This window comes from Flammeovirgaceae bacterium SG7u.111, assembly GCA_034044135.1.
Taxonomy (GTDB): domain Bacteria; phylum Bacteroidota; class Bacteroidia; order Cytophagales; family Flammeovirgaceae.
This window is the reverse complement of record CP139021.1, coordinates 5172621-5197185: the sequence shown is the minus strand read 5'-3', so window position 1 is coordinate 5197185 and position 24565 is coordinate 5172621. Positions and strand designations below refer to the sequence as shown.

Annotated in this window: 21 protein-coding genes; 15 read left to right on the top strand and 6 right to left on the bottom strand. The window is 39.8% G+C overall.

The genetic code is table 11. The features are described 5' to 3' along the window. Window positions 1-29: 29 nt before the first annotated feature. Together R9C00_20130 and R9C00_20125 are read left to right on the top strand one after the other, a co-directional pair. Window positions 30-2615, top strand: a complete 2586-nt coding sequence (locus R9C00_20130) for a tetratricopeptide repeat protein (protein ID WPO34010.1) — start codon at window positions 30-32, stop codon at window positions 2613-2615. A 108-nt stretch (window positions 2616-2723) separates the two neighbouring features. Next, window positions 2724-3698, top strand: a complete 975-nt coding sequence (locus R9C00_20125; protein WPO34009.1) for a transporter substrate-binding domain-containing protein — start codon at window positions 2724-2726, stop codon at window positions 3696-3698. Window positions 3699-3730: 32 nt separating this feature from the next. Here R9C00_20125 and R9C00_20120 read toward each other — a convergent pair whose 3' ends face one another. Beyond that, entirely contained in the window at window positions 3731-4186 is a 456-nt protein-coding gene (locus R9C00_20120; protein ID WPO34008.1) for a hypothetical protein, read from the bottom strand. A 612-nt stretch (window positions 4187-4798) separates the two neighbouring features. Between R9C00_20120 and R9C00_20115 the strand changes: the two genes are divergently transcribed. Next, window positions 4799-6097 carry an aminotransferase class V-fold PLP-dependent enzyme gene (locus tag R9C00_20115; GenBank protein ID WPO34007.1) on the top strand — a complete coding sequence of 433 codons (1299 nt, stop codon included), beginning with the start codon at window positions 4799-4801 and terminating at the stop codon, window positions 6095-6097. A 67-nt stretch (window positions 6098-6164) separates the two neighbouring features. On the opposite strand, the gene R9C00_20110 is transcribed toward R9C00_20115, so the two are convergent. Together R9C00_20110 and R9C00_20105 are read right to left on the bottom strand one after the other, a co-directional pair. Then, a complete protein-coding gene (locus tag R9C00_20110; GenBank protein WPO34006.1) occupies window positions 6165-6764 on the bottom strand; it encodes a hypothetical protein in 600 nt (199 codons plus the stop codon). Further along, on the bottom strand, window positions 6755-7258 hold the full coding sequence (locus R9C00_20105; protein WPO34005.1) for a sigma-70 family RNA polymerase sigma factor: 504 nt from the start codon (window positions 7256-7258) through the stop codon (window positions 6755-6757). The genes R9C00_20110 and R9C00_20105 overlap by 10 nt, the downstream gene beginning before the upstream one ends. 169 nt (window positions 7259-7427) lie before the next feature. On the opposite strand from R9C00_20105, the gene R9C00_20100 reads away from it, so the two are divergent. From R9C00_20100 to secG, 8 genes are all read left to right on the top strand, one after another. Next, window positions 7428-9077, top strand: coding sequence for a glycerol-3-phosphate dehydrogenase/oxidase (locus R9C00_20100; GenBank protein WPO34004.1), 1650 nt, complete (start codon window positions 7428-7430; stop codon window positions 9075-9077). A 342-nt stretch (window positions 9078-9419) separates the two neighbouring features. After that, complete coding sequence (locus R9C00_20095) at window positions 9420-9815, top strand: response regulator (protein WPO34003.1); 396 nt, start codon at window positions 9420-9422, stop codon at window positions 9813-9815. Window positions 9816-10124: 309 nt separating this feature from the next. Beyond that, window positions 10125-12185: a tetratricopeptide repeat protein gene (locus R9C00_20090; GenBank protein ID WPO34002.1), complete on the top strand. Its 2061-nt coding sequence runs from the start codon at window positions 10125-10127 to the stop codon at window positions 12183-12185. Between the two features lie 202 nt (window positions 12186-12387). After that, a complete protein-coding gene (locus tag R9C00_20085; protein WPO34001.1) occupies window positions 12388-13683 on the top strand; it encodes a sigma-54 dependent transcriptional regulator in 1296 nt (431 codons plus the stop codon). Continuing rightward, the gene (locus tag R9C00_20080) at window positions 13676-14206 is read left to right on the top strand and encodes an LptE family protein (protein WPO34000.1); all 531 of its coding nucleotides are present in this window, start codon (window positions 13676-13678) and stop codon (window positions 14204-14206) included. The genes R9C00_20085 and R9C00_20080 overlap by 8 nt, the downstream gene beginning before the upstream one ends. 141 nt (window positions 14207-14347) lie before the next feature. Continuing rightward, window positions 14348-15385: a hypothetical protein gene (locus R9C00_20075; protein ID WPO33999.1), complete on the top strand. Its 1038-nt coding sequence runs from the start codon at window positions 14348-14350 to the stop codon at window positions 15383-15385. Continuing rightward, a complete protein-coding gene (locus R9C00_20070) occupies window positions 15382-15672 on the top strand; it encodes a tetratricopeptide repeat protein (GenBank protein WPO33998.1) in 291 nt (96 codons plus the stop codon). Before R9C00_20075 ends, R9C00_20070 begins: the two co-directional genes overlap by 4 nt. Window positions 15673-15678: 6 nt before the next feature. Then, a complete protein-coding gene (secG, locus tag R9C00_20065) occupies window positions 15679-16107 on the top strand; it encodes a preprotein translocase subunit SecG (GenBank protein WPO33997.1) in 429 nt (142 codons plus the stop codon). A gap of 84 nt (window positions 16108-16191) precedes the next feature. Here the strand turns inward: secG and R9C00_20060 are convergent, their stop codons facing one another. Continuing rightward, complete coding sequence (locus R9C00_20060) at window positions 16192-17121, bottom strand: universal stress protein (protein ID WPO33996.1); 930 nt, start codon at window positions 17119-17121, stop codon at window positions 16192-16194. A gap of 144 nt (window positions 17122-17265) precedes the next feature. Then, window positions 17266-18543, bottom strand: coding sequence for a diaminopimelate decarboxylase (gene lysA, locus R9C00_20055; GenBank protein WPO33995.1), 1278 nt, complete (start codon window positions 18541-18543; stop codon window positions 17266-17268). Between the two features lie 221 nt (window positions 18544-18764). Here lysA and R9C00_20050 point away from each other — a divergent pair, with 221 nt between their 5' ends. The 4 genes from R9C00_20050 to R9C00_20035 all read left to right on the top strand — a co-directional run bounded on the left by R9C00_20050 (window position 18765) and on the right by R9C00_20035 (window position 23921). After that, window positions 18765-19349 carry a uracil-DNA glycosylase family protein gene (locus R9C00_20050; GenBank protein ID WPO33994.1) on the top strand — a complete coding sequence of 195 codons (585 nt, stop codon included), beginning with the start codon at window positions 18765-18767 and terminating at the stop codon, window positions 19347-19349. Window positions 19350-19517: 168 nt separating this feature from the next. After that, window positions 19518-19793, top strand: coding sequence for a 30S ribosomal protein S15 (rpsO, locus tag R9C00_20045; protein WPO33993.1), 276 nt, complete (start codon window positions 19518-19520; stop codon window positions 19791-19793). Between the two features lie 806 nt (window positions 19794-20599). Next, on the top strand, window positions 20600-22765 hold the full coding sequence (pnp, locus tag R9C00_20040; protein WPO33992.1) for a polyribonucleotide nucleotidyltransferase: 2166 nt from the start codon (window positions 20600-20602) through the stop codon (window positions 22763-22765). 292 nt (window positions 22766-23057) lie between these two features. Continuing rightward, window positions 23058-23921 carry a sigma-70 family RNA polymerase sigma factor gene (locus tag R9C00_20035; protein ID WPO33991.1) on the top strand — a complete coding sequence of 288 codons (864 nt, stop codon included), beginning with the start codon at window positions 23058-23060 and terminating at the stop codon, window positions 23919-23921. 26 nt (window positions 23922-23947) lie between these two features. Here the strand turns inward: R9C00_20035 and R9C00_20030 are convergent, their stop codons facing one another. Further along, window positions 23948-24439, bottom strand: coding sequence for a dihydrofolate reductase (locus R9C00_20030; protein WPO33990.1), 492 nt, complete (start codon window positions 24437-24439; stop codon window positions 23948-23950). Between the last annotated feature and the right edge of the window lie 126 nt (window positions 24440-24565).

Here is a 24565-nt window from a genome sequence, read left to right as displayed (position 1 = left end):
TCTTACTAACTGAAAATGACTGATTTGATATGAAGATCATTTTAATATATAACACCTTGGTTATTTTACTTTTAGTAGGTTTACTAGCTAAGCCAAATGAAGTGGAAGCATTGTCATTCAATAATATAGAGTCGTCGTCTGATACGTTGAAGATTGATGAGCTCTTAGCATATTCTAAAAAGGCTTTTTATAGACAGCAATTTGAGCTATCGCTAGATTATGCTGAAACAGCTTTTAACCTGGCGGATAGTATCATCTATTTCGACGGTAAGGTTAATAGTACAATCCTTCAAGGGCAGTGTAACTATCGTTTGGAGAAGTATGACGAAGCCATGTTTTTCTATTTAAGAGCGGAGAAATATTTATTAGAACTTCCCGATAAAGAGAATGAAATCAGGAGCTTGCACTATCAAATAGCCCTTCTTTACCAATCTCAAAAAAATTACCCAAAAGCAGTAGAGTATTATAAAAGCTGTGTTAATAGCAAAGAAGGGAGACTAGAGAAGGAAATGAAGATGAACTCTCTACAAAATTGGGCAGCTTGTGAAGTAGAGTCTCGTAACTATGATAAGGCATTCACTGTTTATTCTCGCATCCTTCTTATTTTTCAAAAAGAGAAAAACATCAATGGAAGTATCAATACACTCAATTACTTATCGACATTGGCAAAGCTTTCAAATGACTTTGAAAAATCGATGACATATACTGAAAAAGTTGCTGAGATTCTTGAAACAGAACCTGCATACGTTTCAGAACTAAGTACAACTTATAATAATTTGGGCTTTAATTATAAAAGGCTTGAAAAAGAAAAAAAGTCTTTCGAGTATTTTCAAAAGTCTATTGACTTAGCAAATAGTATAGAAGACTTGGCTTTAGAGCAAAAAGCAACAATACTTAATAATGTTGGCGTTGCTCACACTAATTTGAAAGCATTTGCCAAGGCTAAATTCTATTTCAATCAGGCACTTGATCTTTATAAAACCAATGAAAACGAAAAAGGCAAAGCTGAAACACTCAACTATTTAGCAGCTAATTACTACATAAGCGGAAATAATATCCAAGCAATGAAAGATGTTCTTTCTGCTATTAGAATAGGTGAAAGTATCGAGTCAAAAAAGACATTGCTAACTAGTTATAAACTACTTTCCTTGATATATCTCAAGGAAGATATGCAAAAAAAAGCGAAGGAGTATGGCAAAAAGTACAGTGATTTAGATGAGGAGTTAAAAGCCTTAGAGAAGGAAAGGCAGGAAGATATGCTGAAACAACAGGCAGATGCTAATCAGCTAGAGGAGGAAATTAGAGAGCTAATCCAGGAAAATGAGAGGAAATCTAAAGAGCTAAAGAAGCTTGCTTTGGAAGCGGAAAGAAGAGAAAACCAAATGGCGATGCAAGCGAAAGAATTGGATCTTGCCAAAAGGAATCAAGAACTGCAAGCTATTGAGCTCAAAAATCAGCAGCTTGAAAAAGATAGGGTGAAGCAATTGCTTATGCTTACCGAGCAACAGTTTCAAGCACAGCAGCAAGATCAGCAAATTGCCCTTTTGGAGAAGAATAAGGAGTTGCAAGAGGCAGAGAAGAAGAAGAAAGAAAATGCTATTTCACTTTTACAAAAAGACAAGGAACTACAAGATATAGCCCTTAAAGAAGCAGAAAGGATTAAGAAATATGGAATTGGTATTATTGGTCTGGCGTTAATCATTATCTTGATGGCTGTTTTTGGCTTAATTCATAACAGGAAATCTCGTAAAAAGCTGGAAGAGAAAAATGCTATCATTAATGAGACCAACGAAGAGCTACAGGTAAACCAGGAGATGATAGCTCAGCAAAAGGAAATACTTGAAGTTGAAAATCAAAAAACAATGGAAAGTATTGCGTATGCAAAGCGAATTCAAAATAGCATTTTACCTTCTGGAGATAAGTTTCACAATATCCTACCCGAAAGCTTTTTGATCTATAAACCAAAGGATATTGTTTCGGGAGATTTCTATTGGGCTTCTGAAAGGGACAATTTCAAGTTTATTGCTGTGGTAGATTGTACAGGGCACGGTGTTCCTGGCGCTTTGATGTCTATAATGGGCAATAGTATTCTGACGGAAGCTATTGTACGTCAAAAACTTGACGATCCTGCCGACATATTAAATTATTTGAACAAAAACCTAATAGAAAGACTGAGTAGTAATGACCAGAGCATTAACGATGGGATGGATGTAGGTTTTTGTATATTGGAATATGGAGAGCATGAAACTGTGAAGCTAAAGTACGCAGGCGCTAAGCATGTTCTGTTTGTGATAACAGGAGGAGAGCTAGTTCAGCTCAAAAGTGATCGTCTTTCCATTGGAGGAAGGAAAAGTGTAGGAGAGCTCAAGAGTTTTAATACGAGAGAGCTTTTAATTCACAAAGGTGATTTGTTGTACCTTACCACTGATGGATATATTGATCAGAATGATGTTAACAGGAGAAGGTTTGGCTCTAAGAAATTTAAAGACCTGATAGAAGCCAATAACAGTTTTTCTATGGAGAAACAGCAAGGCGAGTTTGAGGAGGCTTTGGACAAACATCAAGAGTTTACCGAGCAGCGAGATGATATTACGGTAATAGCACTAAAAGCGTAGGAAGAAAGCAGCGGGATACCGCTGCTTTTTTTATTTCCATCTATATATTTTCTTTTCTTATCCAAAATTCAACTTATATTACAGCTCTTAACATTTAACTAAAGCTGTATGAGACCTCTTCTCTTACCTATTCTATTCTTTTTGTGTACGTTCGGCGCTTTTGCCCAGTCTGTCCAACTCAAATTAGCCTCCGATGTATGGCCTCCTTTTACCAATGTAGAAGGCGAAAAGGCTTTCGCCAGCGATTTGGTAGAAAATGCCTTGAACAGAAAGGGTAATAAAACATCTACTGAAATTCTTGCTTTTGAAGATGTATTGTCAAGTCTCAAAGATGGAACGTATGATGGAAGTGCGGCGCTTTGGAAAAGCCCTGAGCGTGAAGAGTTTCTCTTGTTTTCAATGCCTTATTTACAAAATCAGTTGATTTTGGTCGGGCGAAAAGGCTCGGATGTAAGTGCAAGTTCACTTTCCGACTTGAAAGGTAAAAAAGTGGCGGTAGTAGGCTCGTATGCTTATGGAGAGCAGGTAGAGTCTGCTATCGATATAGAATTTGTGCCAGGAGAAAGTGACCAAGCGAACCTAGAAAGTTTGCTTAAGAGTGAAGTAGAATACATGTTAGTAGATGCGCTATTGATTCAAAATATGTTGCTTTATCAGCAAGAAGAGGTTGCCACATACCTTGAAGTAGGTGCTGTTCCACTAGTGGTTCGATCATTACATTTTGCCCTTCGCAAAGATTTGCCCGATGCCCAAAAAATTATTGATGGGTTCAATGAAGAAATCATGAAAATGGTGGTTGATGGAAGTTATAACCGTATTCTAAAGCTCAACTGGATAAATGTCGATATAGATGGTGATGGGAAATTGGAAATGGTGCTCAACGGGAAAGCGGGCAACTCGGCGCCCACAAGCAGCTACAATGTATATCTTCAGAACACACCTTCCACCCTCTCTTCAAGTGGAGGCTATTACGTAGGAGGAAATAAATACAAAAATTGGGACAACGTGCCCCAACAGTACAAACAGCCACAAGTATCGCAAGAGGATATGGGCAAAGTAAAAATCCTGAATTTTAATTTTTAGGCTTTTACTTTTATGTAGCACAGTACTTTTTTTTACTTTCTTCCCAACTTATAGGCAAACCAGATACTGGCAACGGTTAGGGGAAAAATGCTCAAAACAGCCATCCATAATATGTTGCGGGCAAGTAATTGTAGGGTTTGTGCAAAGCTGTGTGGGGTTTGGCTAAAGATCAGGGCAAGTACGCTTGTCAGTAATGTGGCTAGCAGGGTAATGAACAGAGCGGCGGTAAAGCTGATCAGGATTCTTTTCCCCGTTTTCTCTATCCTTATTTTTTTTGCTTGTTTTCCTACCAAATAAGCTAAAATAGCCGATAGCACTACAAATGTGGCAATATTTAGTATTCCTATTCCATTAAATACGGTGTCGAGATAAATAAAGGAGTGAGTGGCTAGTGCGACAAAAGAAGTGATTAAAAATGCTATGATGAACTCGGCTAAGAACAAGGCTTTGAGGGCATATATACCTCCTAAGTTTTCATTAGTTGACATGGCTATTGGTTTTGTGTATGAGATACATCAATATAACCTTTTTACCACTCAGAAGCAAGCATTTAAAAACTTGTCTTCCTGAAGAGGGGGTTAAATTCCCTTGGTTTTGAAGCATGCAGCCTGTTCCTTGAACTGAAATAAAGAATTGCCCCTAAAATTGGAGAACAAATGATGCATAATGCCATCAGTGTTTTGGTTGATCGCTTTTGAACTCGGCTTTTGTTAAATCGCTAAAAACCCTAATGTAAAGAATTATCCCTATGATGAATACGAGTAAAAAATAGGAGCTTTCCATTTTATGTTTGGTTGAAGTCTTTGACTAAGATACGGATCGATGTCTCTTGTTGTAAAAAAAACTTGCTTGTTTTTAACAAACCAAACTCAATGAATTTGACTCTTCAAATCAATATATGTTGGTTTCTTTTTCATGAGAAAAGTGTTTTTGCATGCCCATAATGACCGCTTAATTATTAAATTTAGGAATAACTATCCTTTAGGTATTAACCGCACCCTATCCCTCCCCAAGGTATTTATTTACCAAAGCCAATGTTATTTACTACCAACAACTATCGGGAACACGAGTATTTATCACATTATTGACCTAAAATCACTATGAGTAGTAGAAGAAAATTCTTGAAAAAAGGATGCAAAGCGGCTACAGCTTTAGCAACTACAGCCAGTATCGGCTTTCCCCATTTGGCAAATGCCTCATTGGAAGAACAGCAAGTTTGGAGGGGGCTTCCCCAATTTGCAGAAGATGAATTTATTTGGGATTGGGTGCGAAATGAATATTCAGTTTCTACCACCATTGCCAACCTCAATAATGGAGGTGTGAGCCCACAACCCAAAGTGGTTCAGGAAGTATTTGAACATTATACAAAGGAGTTCAATACTATCCCTTCTATGCATATGTGGAGCAAAGGTTCTATTTCGGATTCGGTAAGGGAACAACTTGCTGTCTTGGCTGGGTGTAGTCCTGAAGAGATTGCTGTCAACAGAAATACGACTGAAGCGATTAATACGGTGATTTGGGGAATGGATTACGCCAAGGGTGACGAAGTGGTTTTGTGTGAGCAAGATTATACTTCGGTAATGAACACATGGGAAGAGGCAGAAGCGAGGTACGGTATAGTGTTGAAGTGGGTTTCGTTCGACCTCCCTATTGAAGATGATGATACAATAGTAAATGCTTACACAAATGCTGTTACTGAGAAAACCAAAGTAGTTACCATCACCCATGTAAATAACCTGAACGGAAATATCATGCCCGTGAAGAAAATCACCGCTGCGGTAAAGAAAATCAATCCGGAAATAAAAGTGTTGGTAGATGGAGCCCATGCATTTGCCCACCTTAATTTTAAGATTTCAGATCTCGGCTGTGATTTTTATGGGACAAGCCTACATAAGTGGCTTTGTGCTCCTTTTGGCACGGGGATGTTGTATGTGAAAAAGAAGGAGATCAAAAAACTTTGGCCACTCTTTACCCATGAAGATCCTCAGAGCGATGATATAAACAAGTTTTCAACATTTGGCACTCGCAACCTGCCGGCCGAGCTTTCCATAGCCAGGGCTATTTATTTTCACAACACCATTGGGGGCGAGCGCAAAGAAGCAAGGTTGCGCTATCTGAAGGATTATTGGATTACACGAGTAGCCGATATTCCTAATGTAGAAGTTAAAACTTCTTTAAAACCCGAGTATGCCTGTGCATTAGGTTCTTTTTCTCTAAAAAATATGGATGAAAGAGATGTGGTTGACAGATTATACAAAGATTATCACGTTCACCTGACCTATAAATCTGATAAAAACGGGAAGTATACAGGAATGAGGGTAACCCCGCATGTGTACACCAATACCAAAGAAATGGATAGGTTGGTTGAGGGTATTAAAGATTTGGCTAAAGTGCAGTAGCTAAAATTTAGCAAACTATTTCCCCTTTAGGAAACTAAAGAGGGAAATAGTTCGGGTTGTTTTGGGTTTATTCCTCAAGGTCTTTTAATAAGTTCTCTGCAGAGTCGGCTATCCGGGCATATTTACCCAATGTCCAGCGGCTAAAAAAGAACAAGGAGATGACTAGAAAAGGAATGTATAGAAACATCCAATATTGGCTTTCGGCAAGGAAATCCTTGTTACTCGTTATTTTGGAAACTACGGGGAGAATAGCCACCCCCAACAAAAAGCCGAGAACCACTCCCATTTTTTGAACATAGAAAAAGCGTTTTCGTCTGATGGCAAACTGAGAAAGCAGTTGTTTGTATGTCGCTATTCCTATGTCTAGCTTTTTGAGGTTAACTATCGTTTTTAGAGAGAAATAGGGCAACAGCAGGAACACCAAAATGGAAAATATCCCAAGGGCTTCCAAGTACCAAGCCTCCAGTTTGCCAAAGTTGAATAAGATTACGCCAGCGTATATTATGCATATAATAGTGCCAGCGCCTTCAATGCGGATAATTTTTTGTAATCTGTTCTGGTATTTTTCCTTCGTCATGTCTACTATAAGTTTATGGGTTAATACTTTTTGTTTTTCCATTTCTTTGCCCATGTTTTCCCACAGGGCTTTCATTTCATCTAGTTCCATAGCTCTTGTTTTTTACTGACCTGTGTTTTCAATTTTTGCTTTATTCTCGATAGGCGAGTGCCCACATTCGATATGGAAAACCCCGTTATTTCTGCAATTTCGTCATAGCTTTTCCCTTCCAAATAGAGCAGTACGAGTCCTTTTTCCACTATGCCCAGCTCTTTTATATGGGCATAAAGTACTTTTGTTTGCTCTTCGAGGGTTTGGTCTTGGGGCTCAAATTTTTCCAATATGCCATCGTCCATCGAAAAATGGTTGCCCTTCTTTTTTTCTTTGTTGAGGTGGGAAATGGCAGTATTCAAAGCGACACGGTAAATCCACGTCCCTATGCCCGATTCTCCTCGGAAAGATTCAAAAGACTTCCATAGCTGAAAGACTACCTCTTGGTAAAGGTCTTTCTGATCTTCCGAGTCTGTGGTATATACCTTGGTGATTTTATAAATGATCGCCTCGTTTGCCTGAACCACTTTTATAAAGTCATCTCTGTTTTTCACATTTTTCAAATTGATTACACTACGTTAGTAAGAAGACCTTGCAAAAAATCACATCTTGAGGTAAAAAAAATAGAAATTCCCTTACCAGTGTACCCTTTTGTAACACCTTCCTTCATTTTCGTGTTGATGTATAAAAACCGAAATAGTACACGCTAACCCTCATGTTTCTATGAATTTTTTCAACTCTCAAAACAGGCATCTTCTAATAAGCGAACTCAAGAAAAAAACTTTTGACCTAGTGATAGTAGGAGGGGGGATAACAGGTGCGGGAATCGCACTCGATGCGGCATCTCGTGGGCTAAACGTTGCCTTGGTCGAAAAAGGGGATTTTGCCTCGGGGACGAGCAGTCGGTCTACCAAGCTTATCCACGGAGGCTTGCGCTACCTAAAGCAGCTCGAATTGGCCCTTGTTGCCAAAGTTGGTAAAGAGCGGGCAATTGTACACAAGATGGCGCCGCATTTGGTTCGCCCCGAAAAGATGTTGCTTCCGTTATTTTCTGGAAATATATTTTCCAAGTTCATCCTTTCTGTTGGGCTGTTTTTGTACGATAGGTTGGCGGGAGTTCCTGCACGCGACCGCTACCAAATGCTAAAGCCAAGCGAAGGAGAGTTGCTCGAACCGCTTCTGAGCGGGATTCCTATTATAGGGGCAGGCTACTATGCAGAGTACCGCACCGATGATGCTCGCCTTACGCTCGAAACATTAAAAACAGCGGCAACTTTTGATGCCCGGTGCATAAACTATGTCCAGGCACAATCAGTAGTGTACGATTCTGCGGGTAAGGTGGCTGGTCTAGCATGTAAAGACGGGTTGGTAGGAGATGAGTTTCAGATTGATGCGCAAGTGGTGGTAAATGCTACGGGTCCTTGGGCAGAAAAGCTGAAAAATTTGCCCCAGTCTAAGAAGTTATTCCTTACCAAAGGGGTGCACATAGTGCTGGCACATGAGTTGGTGCCCATCAAGCAAGCTATCTATTTCAACCATTCCGATGGAAGAATGATCTTTTTGATCCCGAGGGGCAGGGCGACGTATATAGGCACAACCGATACTCCGCACGCTGGTTCGCCCGACGAAGTAAAGGTTGCAGTTGAAGATGTTGAGTATTTGATCAGCGCTGTAAATCAGGTTTTCCCAACCTTGAACCTTAGTATAAAAGGTGTTGAATCATCGTGGGCTGGGCTGCGCCCGTTGATATTTGAGGAAGGGAAAAAAGCTTCTGAGATGTCTAGGAAAGACGAGTTGTATTTTGATAGTTCGGGGCTGGTGACCATAGCAGGCGGGAAGTTGACAGGGTTCAGGAAAATGGCCGAAATGGTGGTAGATGGAGTGATAAATAAGTTTTTTATAAATAAAAAAGAGGAGCTAGGTAAAGCGAAAACGAAATCTTTGAAGCTTTTTGGAGGAGAGTTTAGAAGTTATCATGAAGTGGAAAAATTCTTTGTGGAGCTTTGTGCCCGAGCAAAGCCCTTCGGCTTAGTAAGAGGGGATGTGCGGGAACTCGTGTTTTGTTATGGAACGAGATCTTCGGGTATTGTAGAAGAGTATATTCGAGGAGTAGAAGGCGGATTAATGAAAGAAGAAGCACTTGTGCAGGCAACCTTAGGTTATGCCCTAAAAGAGGAAATGCTGCTTAAAATGGTCGATTTCTTTAATCAACGTACGGGCAAATTATTTTTTCATATATCAGAAATTAAGAAGGATATGCCTATCGTATTGAGATTCATGGCGGAGCACTTTGCATGGGATGAGGCTAGGAAAAGAAAAGAGCTTGACACCTTGAAAAAAGCCATGTTTGATGCTACGGTAGTTTTAAGGTAAATGAATCCATTGCTTAGCTGATGGAGTATGGAAAGGGCTTGTATTGGAAGGAAGGTTGCATACTTGTTGTTTTTTAATTGTAAAGGGGCGATGTTAGTCTTAAGTTTAATTCAAAATCTTTATGAATAGCTTGTAGTATTAACAAAAAATAGTTTACTTTCGCAATGCAACTTGCAATGGGTGAAAAGTCTTCAATTCTTGTTGCGGCATTTTTTTGATCTTTTAGACAAAGGTAAAGAAAGAAACGCATCACTTTTTTGGCACGTTTTCTCATCTATTAAATTTTGGCTTTCAACACAGGGCTATAAAGAAAGGATATAAATACTTTTAAGTGTAAGAAATATGGCAATAGATTTAGTAATGTTGGTGGATGATAATGATACCGACAATTTTATTAATAAACGTATAATTGAGCTTACGAGCTTTGCCTATCGGATAGAGATAAAAAATTCTGGGAAAAGTGCCTTGGAATATTTGAATAGCGTGAAGGACGACGAGGAAAATTTGCCAGATCTGATTTTTCTCGACATCAATATGCCAATAGTTGATGGCTTTGTTTTCCTATACGAATTTGAAAGTTTCCCTGAGGCAATCAAGAAAAAATGCAAGATTGTCATCTTGTCGAGCAGCGACAACAAAAGAGATATCGATAAGATAGTGAACAACGATTATGTGATCAAGTTTATTACCAAGCCGCTTACTGAAGAGGCTTTGGACAATGTAAAAAACTTGTTATAGATAAACAGCTTTTGTAGAGCTAAAAAGGGGAAGCCTTGTCGTGAGGCTTCCCCTTTTATGTTTTATGGAAAAAAAATGATATACTTTGAAAATAGATTACAAACTCGTATTTTAACGAAAGTACTTTTTTTAATTTCATGCAAATGCAGTACTTATTCCATATAACCTGCGTTGCTATTGCATGTATTGTTTTTAGCAGTAACCAACCTGTGCGATTGAACCAATAACAACTTTTGCGGCATGTTTTGCGAAATATGTAAATCTTGCCAATGGTCCGAAATCTTTTTCTTTATCTTTAATCCGAGGAAAATGGGGAATTATCTTCAAAAAATCACAATTCTGTTTTTTACTAACCTATGCTTTTGCTCTGCAGGTTTTGGACAAAATGTCATACGCCTGAACGAAATAAAATCACAAGCAAGGCAAGGCAAGCCTGAGGCGATTTACCAGTTGGCAAAAATTTATGAAGAGGGGAAATCTGGTGATCGGGTGAATTCTAAGCGGATTTACTCCTTGTACCTAGAATCAGCTAATTATAGTTATGATTCGGCTCAGTATGAAGTGGGGCGGTTGTCAGAATCGGGTACAGGCACCAACATGGACCTACAAAATGCAAAGAATTACTACAAAGGAGCTGCAGATCAGAACCATGCTAAAGCGGCATTTCGGTTGGCTCAGATCTATGAACGTGAGAAAAATCAGGAATTGGCGATTGATTATTATCTGACTGCCTTTACCCGAGGTTATGCCGAAGCTGGTTCAAAGTTAGAAACGCTTCCTGTAGCGCAATTGGCTAATAAAAATCGCCCTTCTTACATTATGTATATGGCTGAAAAAGGCGATCCTGAAAGCATGTACAAACTCGGCTTGGCTTATGCCAACGGAGCAGGCGTTGAAAAAAATACTAAGAAATCATTTGAACTATTTAGGTTGGCTGCAAGGAAAGAATATGGACCAGCGCAGTATGAGTTGGGTAAAATCTATGCAAAGGGCTTGAAGGTGAACGAGGAATATGTGCAGCCACCGAGCGTAAGGCTTGCGGTGGTGAATTATGTAAGGGCTGCTAACAAAGGTGTAGCTGCAGCAGACAAAGAGCTTGAAAACTATACAGTTAGGAATTTTCTTTCTGTAGATGATAAAGATTACCAGATCTACGAAGCCCGCAAAGGTGGAGGAGGAAGCGAGAATAAGCAATATCAATTGTACTTGAGGTACCTGAATGGCAATGGTGTTCCCAAGGATGAGAAAAAAGCGTTGGAATATTGTCAAATGGCTGCTCTTTCGGGGAATGCTGATGCTGCTTTGGCTTTGGCCGATATGTATGAAAAAGGCATGATGCTCGAAAAAAATCTAAGGAATGCTTTTGTTTGGTACAAAGAAGCTGCTCGTCTCAAAAGCGATACGGCCTTGTTTGCCCTGGCCGATATGTATGCAACAGGAAGAGGAACGGAAATAGATGTTGCCAAGTCAGTGAGGTACAACCTCAAGGTAGCAACTTCTTCAAGAGGAGAACTTTCCGCAAGGGCGATGTACAAACTTAGCAGGTACAATATTTTACAATATGTTGATCAGAACGATTTAGATTATATCAGTTATTTGGGTTTGAAAGGGAATGTTTCGGCTCAGATGAGATTGGGTCAATATTATCTTTCCGAGGGAAATGCAAAGGCAATAGATTGGTTTAGGATGGCTGCCGAGCTGAATAATGCAGAGGCACAAAAACTTCTGGGAGATATTTACCTTTATGGTAAGTGTAAAGTGGTGGTAGATGCAAGAGAAGCGGCTTCGTGGTACTACATGGCAGCAAAAAGCAATCACATAGGGGCAATGAAAGAGCTGGCATTTATGTATTCTGAAAAGCTTTTGCCAGGAGAAGAAAACACTAACCAAAAAGGTTTGCAGTTAGCTCAAAAATACTTGGAAATTGCCCAGAAAAACCCTTCTCAACTAGATTTGGGTATTTACCGAATCATTGGTGATATCTACTCTGAAAGCGGTGAGTTTCCACAAGCTATTTCTTATTACAATGTATTTATAAATGGCTTCAAGGAAGGTACAAACAGGTCGTTGGACATGTTGAAAGCCTTGGACGGAAGAGCTATTGCTTTTTATAATATTAGGGATTTTAGAAGTAGTTTGAGAGATATAGATTTGGCTTTGGCTCAGATAGAGAGGTACAAAGGCCAGCCAGAAATAGTTACTCAATACAACTTCTTAAAAGGAAGTTTGCATTATCAGAAGGGTAGGGTGATAGCCAATACGGGCAATCAATTGGCGGCTTGCAACGAATTTCAAAAAGCAAGAGCTATGGGAATGACCATTGATAAGCGCTACCTCGATCTTTGTGGAGCAAGTAGTCAGCGCCAGTAGGTATTTTGGGTAACCAAACCCTTCTTTTTTTGTTATAGCTTTAAAGCTCTTGCATTTTAATTGGAAACAATTGCAAGGGCTTTCTTTTTTCACTTAACTTTGGGCTTTAATTCGGTAGGGTTTTCCAACTTCGGAATCCCTAACTAATCGCCTAGCTATTGTTTTTATAGATTTTTAGGAAGAGAAAGGCAGGATTTGCTTTATGGATATAGAAGACATTCAATCGGTTAAACAACGCTTTGGTATCATTGGAAACGCCCCCTCGCTCAATAGAGCTATAGAGGTGGCTATGCTGGTTGCACCTAAGGATTCTACGGTGCTCATAACGGGAGAGAGTGGTAGTGGTAAAGAGTCTTTTTCCAAAATCATCCATCAGCTCAGCCATAGAAAACACGGTGAGTTTATTGCCCTTAACTGTGGTGCGTTGCCAGAAGGAACCATTGATTCTGAACTTTTTGGACATGAAAAAGGAGCTTTTACAGGTGCTACAGAGGCCAGAAAAGGTTATTTTGAGGTAACTGATAAGGGTACTATTTTCCTAGATGAAATTGCCGAAATGCCTTTGGAAACTCAAGCTAGACTATTGAGGCTACTTGAAAACAGAGAGTTTATAAAGGTTGGTTCTTCAAAAATAAGAAAGACCGATGTGAGGGTGGTTGCAGCTACCAATGTGGATTTGTGGAAGCATGTAGAAGATGGAAAGTTTAGAAAAGACTTGTACTACAGACTCAGTACTATCCCCATTTATGTGCCCCCATTGAGGGAGCGAGGCGATGATATCCTTTTGCTTTTTAGGAAGTTTTCTTCCGATTTTGCAGAAATAAACCGTGCGAAACCATTGGTGCTTGACGAACAGGCCCAACATTTATTGATGGGGTTTAGGTTTCCAGGGAACATCCGCCAACTTAAAAATATTGCAGAGCAAATGTCTGTGATGGAGTCCGATAGATTCATTTCTGCGGAAACCTTGCGCAGGTACTTGCCTGCCAACCAATCAAACTATCTCCCTGCATTGGTAAATCAACAAGATAGAATCAACGCAAACACATCTGATAGTTTTTCCGAGCGGGATCTGCTTTATAAAGTTCTTTTTGAACTCAAAAGAGATGTTGCGGAGTTGAAAAAAATAGTGTTGGGAATGGGCGCTGGCCCGGGCGTAGAACGGCAGAGTCCCGTGTATGCCAAACCCGATTCACTAATGCCTACTGTGCCTCATGCGCACGATACTCACACAGATGATGAGTCCGATGACGATGGTTACTTGTCCTATGTTGGTAACGAAGGCAGGGCTTCTAAAAAAACATTGAATATCGACACTATTGACGATATTACCCACGAGATGGAAGATGAGTCTTTTTCTTTGCAAAAAAATGAGAAAGAGATGATAGTGAAAGCCTTGAAAAAGAACAGTAAGAAACGAAAAGATGCGGCGAGAGATTTGGGTATTTCGGAGAGGACGCTGTATAGGAAAATTAAGCTTTATGACATTGATGAATAGAAAATATATGTTTTTGTTGAGGGTAGGATTGCCCTTGCTCATTGTCTTGGCTTCTTGTAGGAGGTTGCCAAATGCTACGTTCACAGGCTTTAATCTGCCTCCTGAAGTAAAGACATTTTCAGTAGATAACTTTGCCTTTGAGGCATTCGATGGGCCTGCTGACTTGGCCATTAGGTTTACCGAGGAAATGCGAGAGTATTACCAACGAAATTCGCCTTTGGAACAGAAAATTGGAAATGGCGATTTACAGTTTTCAGGTCGGATTACAGGATATAGAATCAACCCGGTGGCAGCTGGGGCGGGAGAGTTCCAAGGAGCGCAATTGCAGCGTTTAACTATCTCTGTATCTGTTAACTATATCAATCTTTTTGACGAGGAGACAAGTTTCGAAAATCAAAGTTTCCAATTTTGGGCGGACTTTCCTGCAGATGAAAATATTTCCGATGTGGAGCAGGGTCTGATTGACGAGATTTTTGAACAGATAATTTTTGATATCTATAACAAGACAGTGGCAGATTGGTAGTTTCCAATGGAATTATTCCCAATGTTATTTGAAAAGCAGCATATTTAATAGAAGTATTTCTGCCAAATGCAATGGGTTATTTTTCAAAATCTTGTATCTTTAACATTATTCTTTTAGAACACCAATAAACCCTTCATAAAAGTGGAATTAGATAGGCTAGCCGTATTGATAAAAGAGCCCGATGCTGTAAGTGAGTCGGATGTAGCGATGCTCGATAGTTTGGCAGAGGAATATCCCTATTTCCAAGCGGTAAAGTTGTTGAGGGCCAAAGCATTAAAAACCTCGGAGGCAATCAAGTCTGCGGCAGTGCTTACCTCCGATAGGGTCTTGCTTATGAAACTGATCAATAGCAGTTTCGATAAAGACATCAACTTGCCTAATATCGACCATATAAATGTAGAAGATGGTGCTGTAAATGCTTTTTCTAGCCTTTCGGGCGATGAGGCAGAAACGCAGGTTACAGAAGAGCCTGAGGTTTCTGTGCCAATAGTAGAAGAAGAGTTTTCTTCTGTGGAGTATGGTCAAGAAACTATGCCTGTCGATGAACCCTTTGAAAAAGAAACATTTGAAGAAGAAGCGGTGGATGAGGGCTACCAAGAATATAAAGCTGAAATAGAAGAGAAGTCTGTGGAGTTTGATGCTCCTGAGTATGATTTGCCTGCTGATTATGGTAAATTAGAGCAAGAAGAACACTCTGTTGAGGATAGTGAAGATGAAACCGAAACAGTGACAAATGAAGTGGAAGAAGTTCCGGCTGTAGAGCCTATTTCAAAAGAACTGAATTTAGAAGACGAGGATGTGTTTAGGTCTGAGTTGATGAAGAGCTTGGAAGACTTAAAAAGGACAAGAGAGCAGGTGGCTGAAGATGAATCTGCGAGGGTAGTGGAGGATACTCCTATTCCAGACCCAGTTGTTCCAGAACCCATTCCAATTCCTAAAGAAGAAGACTTTGAAGATATGGAAGATCTTGGTCTAGGTGATGACTTGGGCGAGCTTAAAGAATTGGATACGAAAGAGGACGATGCCATTATCTTTCCTAGTGATGAAAAACTAGAAGATGATGCCTTTGAAGTATTGGATGACGACGATGATGATGTGGATATAGATTCTTCGTTTTTTGATTTGAACACAATGATTGACGAAGACGAGGATTCGAATAAAGACGAAAAAAAAAAATGATTGATATTACTAGTGAGCGGCAAAAAGAGATTATAGACAACTTTATGCACAAGCTGCCAAGCATAAGACCAAATGTAAAAGAGGAGGTTTCGGTGGATCTAGCCCTTGATCTGTATGAAAAAAGTGTAGCGACGGAAGGTTTCAAAGCAACCGAAACTTATGCAAGGATTTTGGCTAAGCAGGGGAAAAATGAGAAAGCTATTAATATTTATGAGCAGTTGATATTGAAATATCCCCAAAAAAGCAGTTACTTTGCAAACCTTATTGAAAATCTAAGAAAAGAGTAGAAAAAAATGTTAGTTTTTATAATAGTATTGATTCTGGTAATTGCAACCCTTTTGGTGTTGGTAGTCCTTGCGCAAGATTCGAAGGGCGGAGGATTGACAGGTAATATGGGTGGTGCTAGCCAGCTTATGGGTACTCGCCGCACTACTGATTGGATAGAAAAAGCGACATGGACTCTTGCAGTTGCATTGTTTGTATTGGCTCTTGGTTCTCAGGTTTTTATCGATAGAAGTGGTAATAGCCAAGGGATAAACTCTCCAAACATTGAGCGTGCTACCGATGGTGGTGCTGTAGGTGGAAGTGTTATTCCTGAGGATTTGGAAGTTCCTCTTCCTGAAGAAGGTGAGGGGTCTGACGACGCTATTTTAGAACTTACCGAGCCTGCTGAAGACGGTGATGCTACTATTACTGAAGAAACTGAAGATGGAGGTAACTAAGATTTAGTCTTTCAAAGAATTCAAAAAAATCCCCGAACATGTTACATGTTCGGGGATTTTTAATTTGCTGGGCAAGTACTCAAACTAAATTGCCTTTAGTGCATCAAATATATCAAACTGTTCTTTTTTGTCTTTTACCACAAAAATAGGAAGGTCTGCATGGTAGCGAAGAAGCCTTTCTGTAGTACTGCCAAGTAAAAAAGAGGCTGCCCCTGAGCGTCCCTTAGAACCTATGGCTATAGCATTCACCTTTTCTTCCAAAGCTGCCAAATGGATTTTATCTGAAGGCTCTTCATTTTCATCTAGCGTGTAAATACATTTAGATTTGACTTCACCCATTTCAATGTTTGCAGTGAATTTTTTATGCATCTTCTTAGCATTCTCTTCCATTACCTTAGCAAACTCCTCGTAAGACTTGCCTGATGTATGGTAGCCAGCTGGGACAGAATACACGTGCTGGAAAATGATTTCAGCATTGTCTAATCCTTTTTGGAAGGCTAATGCCATCTGCACGGCCATTTTTGAAGTCTCAGAAAAATCGATTGGTACCAACATCTTATTGATTTCCCTATCGTGAATCACCCGATCTTTCGGAACTACCACCACGCTACATTTCGCAAGTTGAACCACTTTTTCAACTAAGTGAGTGCTCTTCTTATTTTCTTTGTCAAGGTTTATAATGGTCAGGTCTATTTCTTTGATCTTTATCTTTTTCAAGATAGTTTTGACCTCATTCCCTTCTTCTACCAATACTTCGATGGCTACATCGGGGCTGTCAATAAAGCTTTTTTCAACCTCTGTTTCTATTTCTTTCCGAATGCTTTCATCAACAGGGGCTAAAAGGTTGGGGTATTTTTCCTTCAAGTCATCAGGGATTTCGAGTGATTTTGCTACATGCAAAAAATAAACTTGCAGCACAGGAGCTCTTTTACAAAAATTTCCCACACTTTTTATCAGCTGGGCGTCATCTTTATCTTTGTCTAAAATGACTAATAGTCTTGAGATATCATACATAGGTTTGTTGTGTTTATCTGATCCTGATGGTTATTTTTTTTATAGCACCTGTTTTTGGGACAGGCACGTATTCTTGTGCTCAATATACCAAAAAAGCCATTTCCAACAAAAAGGAAATGGCTCTTAACAGAATGCTTGTTTTCTTTATGACTTTGCAGAATCCTCTACCGGTGCTAATTCCACCTCCTTATTGGCAAAAATATCTACCTGATTGCGCATTAAATCATCCATGTTTTCTCTTTTCCTAATCAGATGAGCTTTGCCTTCATGAATTAATATTTCTGCAGGTCTAAACCTAGAATTATAATTAGAGCTCATGCTGTAGCCATAGGCACCCGCATTTTTGATGGCAATGATGTCATTTTCCCTTACTTCGTTAAGCTTTCTGTCCCAACCGAAAGTGTCAGTTTCGCAGATATAGCCAACCACTGCGTAGATCCTGCTTTTCCCATGGGGGTTGCTCACATTCATTATTTCATGGTACGAGTCGTACATCATTGGGCGTATAAGGTGGTTCAAGCCCGAATCGACCCCCACAAATACAGCTGAGGGAGTGTGTTTGATTACATTGGCTTTGGTAAGGAAAAAGCCTGATTCGCTCACCAAGAATTTCCCTGGCTCAAACCAAATTTCCAACTCCCTTCCGTATTCTTTGCAGAAGCTTTTGAAAGCAGTTTGTATTTTTTTGCCGAGCTCTTCCATATCTGTGGTCACGTCGTCTTCTTTGTAGGCCACTTTGAACCCGCTACCAAAGTCTATGAACTCTAGGTCTTTAAACTCCTTAGCCGCATCAAATAAGATTTCTGCACCTTGTAAAAAAACTTCGCTATTCAAAATATCCGAGCCAGTGTGCATGTGTAGACCATTTACTTTTATCCCGTATGTTTTTACAACTCGGAGAATATGGCGGAGTTGGAAAATGGAAATACCAAATTTCGAGTCCAAATGTCCTACGGAGATTTTAGCATTTCCACCTGCCATAATGTGCGGGTTGAGCCTAATGCAACACGGAACAGTCCCATGGTATTTGTGTCCAAATTGCTCTAAGATAGAGATATTGTCAATGTTGATCGCTAAGCCCAATTCAACTGCTTCCTCTATTTCCTCAAACCCTACGCAATTGGGCGTGAAAAGTATATCGCTAGCTTTGTAGCCAGCTTTCAAGCCAATTTGTGCTTCTTGGATGGAAACTACGTCTAGCCCAGTTCCCGCCTTTCGCATCAGTTGCAAAATACTGATGTTAGAGAGAGATTTCATCGCATACTTTATCTTTAATGTACTCTTGTCAAAAGACTTCTTGAGCTTTTCAACTTGGGAAGTGATTTTTTCCGCGTCATACACATAGACAGGAGTTCCAAACTCCTCGGCGATGTCAAGGAGGTTTACCCCTTGGATTTGATACTGGTTTCCGTTAAGTTCCATGATTTACAATTAACAGTGGCCAAGCGGCCAAGTTTTACTACCTTCTTGTTCGTGTTAGAAGGATTTTTTTGATTATAGATTTTATGAAATTACCACAAAACTAGGTGGTTTATTATTAAAACCTATCAAGAAATGCGGTTGAAGCAGCAGTAAAAATCTTATTTGTGTGTAAATAGTTGATAGTCAGTAATAAGTTGTATTAGTTTGAAGAGGATTGTACGATGGAAAAATTGCTTTCTGAAATAAAAAAATGTGAAATATGTAAGGCTGAATTGCCTTTAGGCACAAATCCAGTAGTGGTTGCCCATCCAGAGGCAAAGCTGGTCATCATTGGGCAAGCACCTGGAACAAAAGTGCACCAGACAGGTATTCCTTGGAACGACCCAAGCGGTAGGCAGTTGCGGAAATGGTTAGGCATGACCGATGAATTATTTTATGATAAAGAGCATGTTGCTATAGTGCCTATGGGGTTTTGCTACCCCGGCAAAGGAAAATCTGGCGATTTGCCACCCAGGCCAGAGTGCGCTTCCTTGTGGCATGAGCCATTGTTCAGCCAGATGCCGCAGCTTAGGCTCACTTTGCTCATAGGGCAATATGCTCAAGCTTATTATCTACAAGCCAAGCGGAAGAAAAACCTAACGGAAACGGTGCGTAACTATGAAGAGTATTTGCCTACTTTCTTCGTTTTGCCACATCCTTCTCCCCGCAATAGGTTTTGGTTAAAAAATAATCCGTGGTTCGAACTAGAAATACTGCCTCGGCTCAAGCAAGAAGTGGAAGCAATTACGACAGGCAAAGGGCAATAGTGCTTTTTTTATATCATTTGCGGCTTTATGCAACTAAACATTGCCATTTTCTGGAAGGAAATCATTAATTTAATAGCACAGCTGTTTGTTTATTTCTATATATAAGCTACTTTTGCGGATAATTTTATTTAAGGCAAGGAATTAATCATTTATAAGGATTTTGTTGATATGTACCTAGAAAAAGAAACGAAGGCAGAGATTTTCGAGAAGCACGGTTTTAATAAATCGGCAGCGGATACAGGTTCACCTGAGGCTCAAATTGCTCTTTTTACACACAGAATCAGTCACTTGACTGAGCATTTGAAAGAAAACAAGAAAGATGCTTCTACTCGTAGAGGTCTTTTGATGCTTGTTGGTAAGAGAAGAAAATTGTTGGATTACTTGATCAAGAAAGATATTACTCGTTACAGAGCTATCATCAAAGAATTAGGTATCAGAAAGTAATTTTTCCCTTTGGAGTATTCCTGAGGACTAAAAAAATATTCTAATGTGTGTTCTTTTATAAACACACTCCCAAAATAATCCAGCAGGGGATTCTTCTTTAGGAGTTCCCTGTTCCTTTTTTTAGCCTGCCCACCCACCTTCCCTCAGCAAGGCAATTGGAATTCCCACAAAGTTATTGGCACTTTTTACTCGTTTTTTGTGGAGAATGAAAGAGAAATTTCCCTAAACCATTTTAGTTTGAGTATAAAAAAAATATATTTGGAGGTATAAAGGCAAAACTGATGATAGTTAGAGAAAAATAAAAAAGCCTTTCTATAAAAAAGATTGGGATAAACGACTTCCCAATTGTTGAGATGTTTAAGAAAAGAAGAAAAAAGAAAACGACAAAAAAGATGAAGAAATGACCCATATGTTTGGGTATTGAAAAAAAGCGGCTCCCTCTAAGAAAATGGGGGAAATCAACCTTCCTAATTGACCAGTAAAAGCCCCGCAATTCATTAAAAACCACCAGTGTAAAGGCGTAATCGCCTAGATCGAGCTAAACAGACAACTTAAGGAAGGACAAAATCGGTCAGCAACCTGGTAGTATCATACGTTGGAAACGATATTTATGGGTGTTTTGCCCAAGTAACTCTCTTGTAAATGGTGTTGATTTTTTATAGGACATCATAAGTAACAATATACTTAGTTGTTTACAAGAGAAAACTCTCCAACAAGAAAATCATAAACGAATTTATATTTTAATAGGTGGAAATAAATAACACATCAAAAAATCATATTGATTATCAAGATTATTTTAATTAAACATGAAAGTAGTAAACAAAAGTTTTGAGTTGCCTGATGGACGGGTAATTTCAATTGAGACAGGTAAACTTGCCAAACAAGCAGACGGATCAGTAGTAGTGAGAATGGGTAACACCATGCTATTGGCAACAGTAGTGGCAAATGAAGAAGCTAGAGAAGGAGTTGATTTCTTGCCGATGTCTGTAGACTATCAAGAAAAATTTGCAGCAGCAGGTAAGATTCCTGGTGGCTTTTTGAAGCGTGAGGGCAGGCTGAGCGATTATGAGATATTGATTTCACGCTTGGTAGATAGGGCTTGTAGGCCTATGTTCCCAGACGACTACCACTGCGAAACCCAGATCTTTATTTCAATGATCTCGGCAGATGAAAATTCACTTCCAGACCAGTTGGCGGCACTTGCTGCTTCTGCTGCTTTGGCAGTTTCAGATATTCCGTTCAACGGTCCTATTTCAGAAGTAAGGGTAGTGAAACACGGCGATGAGTACGTGGTAAACCCAACTCCTGCGGTAATAGAAGAATCTAGCCTCAACCTGATAGTGGCTGCTACCATTGATAACATTACCATGGTAGAAGGTGAGATGGATGAATCTAGCGAGGAAGATATTCTTGAGGCACTGCAAGTAGCACATGATGCTATCAAAACACAGTGCCAAGTACAGATAGAACTCTCTGAAGAAGTAGGCTCTACCAAAAAGCGTGAATATGCAGGCGATAAGGAAGATGCTGAGCTTAAAGCCAAAATGATGGACGAGCTTTTCGATAAGTTTTACGAAGTTGCTCTTAAGCAAATCAATAACAAAGACTTGCGTAAGAAAGCATTTTCGGAGGTAAAAGATGCGTACCTAGAATCTTTGCCAGAAGACGATGATACATTGGATATGGACTTGATAGGTCGTTACCTTAAGTCTATTGAGAAGAAAGCTTGTCGTGATTTGGTATTGAATACAGGTGGAAGGCTAGATGGTCGTGCTCTTAACGAGATCCGTCCTATCTGGGGGGAAGTAGATTACTTGCCTTCTGCACACGGTTCAGCGGTATTTACTCGTGGTGAAACCCAATCGCTAACTTCTGTTACTTTGGGCACCAAGCTTGACGAGCAAATGATTGATAGCGCAATGCGCAAGGGATATAACAAATTTATCCTTCATTATAATTTCCCAGGTTTTTCTACTGGTGAGGTAAGACCTAACCGTGGACCAGGACGTAGGGAAGTTGGTCATGGTAACTTAGCGTACAGAGCACTTGTAGGTATGTTGCCAGAGGATAACCCTTACACAATTCGTGTAGTTTCTGATATTTTGGAATCAAACGGATCGTCTTCAATGGCTACTGTTTGCGCTGGTTCTTTGGCAATGATGGATAGTGGCTTAAAAGTTAAAGCTCCTGTATCGGGTATTGCTATGGGTATGATATCAGATCCTGAAACTGGAAAGTATGCTATCCTTTCAGATATTTTGGGAGACGAGGACCATTTAGGAGACATGGACTTCAAAGTGACTGGTACTGCAAAAGGGATCACAGCTTGCCAAATGGACATCAAAATTGATGGTTTGTCTTATGATGTGCTGAAAGAAGCATTGTTGCAAGCAAAAGAAGGTCGCGCGCATATCTTGGGCGAAATGAACAAGGTGATCAGCGAGCCTAGAGAAGATTATAAAGCTCACGCTCCAAGGTCGGTAATTGTTGAGATCGAAAAAGACATGATCGGTGCTTTGATTGGGCCTGGTGGTAAAGTCGTCCAAGAGATCCAAAAGGAATCTGGGGCTACGGTTGTGATCGAAGAAACTGAAAAGTGTGGTGTAGTAAATGTATTTGCTACTGACGGCGACTCTATGGACGATGCCTTAGGCAGAATTAGAGCAATTATTGCTATTCCTGAAGTAGATACTGTGTATGATGGAATCGTTAAGTCTATAACACCATTTGGAGCATTCGTAGAATTTATGAAGGGCAAAGAAGGGTTGTTGCACATTTCTGAGATTACTTGGGAAAGGCTAGAAACTATGGATGGTGTGATGGAAGAAGGTGAGGAAATAAAAGTGAAGTTGGTAGAAGTTGATAAAAAATCTGGTAAATACAGATTGTCAAGAAAAGTATTGCTGCCAAAACCAGAGGGTTACAAAGCTCCTCAAGGTGGTGGCGGAAGGAGAAGGCCTCCTCGCAACTAATATTTTATATAAAATACCATTCGGTGCTTGATTGCCGCAAGCACCAAAAAAATAAGCTGGAAATTGTACTTTTTGTACAATTTCCAGTATAATTGAAACTTGTCTTGTATTAAATCAATTACTTATAAATAGAGTACGAGTTTCTTTGTTTTTAAAGCGCCATGCGTTTATAAAATACTAGGGATTTAATGCTCTTCGGGGTTAGGCATCTGTAAGTTTCCTCTAAAAGCTTATGATGAAGTGTTGTTGATGTTTTTGTACGAACATTCACTTTAAAGTTTTAGGTAGCGGAATGAGACAATTAAAAATAAGTAAACAGATCACCAACCGTGAAAGTCAATCACTTGACAAGTACTTACAAGAAATCGGCAAAGTAGATTTACTATCTCCCGATGAGGAAGTGGAGTTGGCCATGCGGATAAGGGAAGGAGATCAGTTAGCACTAGAAAAACTAACCAAAGCCAATCTGCGATTTGTGGTGTCTGTTGCCAAACAATACCAAAATCAAGGCCTTTCATTAGGAGACTTGATAAATGAGGGAAACCTTGGTTTGATAAAAGCAGCCCAACGCTTCGACGAGACCCGCGGCTTTAAGTTTATTTCTTATGCAGTTTGGTGGATAAGACAATCGATTCTTCAAGCACTTGCAGAGCAATCACGGATAGTGCGTTTGCCACTCAATAGAGTTGGCTCTCTCAATAAGATTTCTAAAAAGTTTTCGGAACTGGAACAACGCTTTGAGCGTGAACCATCGCCTGATGAAATCGCCGAAGTATTGGAAGTTACCATCAATGAGGTGGTAGATACTATGAAAATATCTGGTCGCCATGTTTCTATGGATGCACCATTCAAGTCGGGAGAAGAAAATAATTTGTACGATGTAATGGAGAGCGAAACAGGGAAAAAGCCCGATACCGAGCTTATGAACGACTCGCTGCGAAGAGAAGTTCAACGTGCCCTTTCTACGCTCAGTAAGAGAGAAGGCGATGTGATTACACTCTACTTCGGCTTAAATGGGGAAACTTCCATGACGTTGGAAGAAATAGGGGAGGCTTTTAATCTAACCCGAGAACGAGTTAGGCAAATTAAGGAAAAAGCAATAAGGAGATTGCGACATACCTCTCGCAGCAAAACCTTAAAACCCTATTTAGGGTAAGTTCTAAAAAGAAAAACCCGAAATTATCAGGCTTTTTTCATTTCTACAAAGGTAAAGTCAAACTGGTTTTTCTCATCAGCTTTATGCTGTTCTTCATTTACTATTAGCCATTCTTTCGGATCAAGCTCAGGAAAGAATGCATCACCCTCAGGACTGGCGTCCACTTTGGTGAGGTGTATCTTATCACAAAGCGTTACCCCTTGCTGGTAAAGCTCTCCACCACCAATCAGGAAAGCCTCTGCGTCTCCATTCTTTTTTGCTATTTCAACCCCTTCTTCTAACGAGTGTGCTACTAAACAACCCTCTGCCGAATAGGCTTTCTGACGGGTCACAATCACTGTGGTTCGGTTGGGCAGTGGCTTGCCTATAGACTCGTAGGTTTTTCTTCCCATAATGATATGGTGTCCTGTGGTTGTCTGCTTAAAAAATTTGAGGTCGGCAGATAAGCGCCAAGGTAACGTATTGTTTACACCGATAACGCCATTTTTGGCAACAGCAACTATGATAGTCAAAAGCATAGGGAATAAATTGAAAGGTTTAGGAATATGAAGTAAAGGTAAGGATATCTTTTAAAAAGTGCCTAGCACCTTAGGCAAGGGCTTTTCTACTTGTCATTAAATGGTTATTTTAGTTAGCTTTTTGAT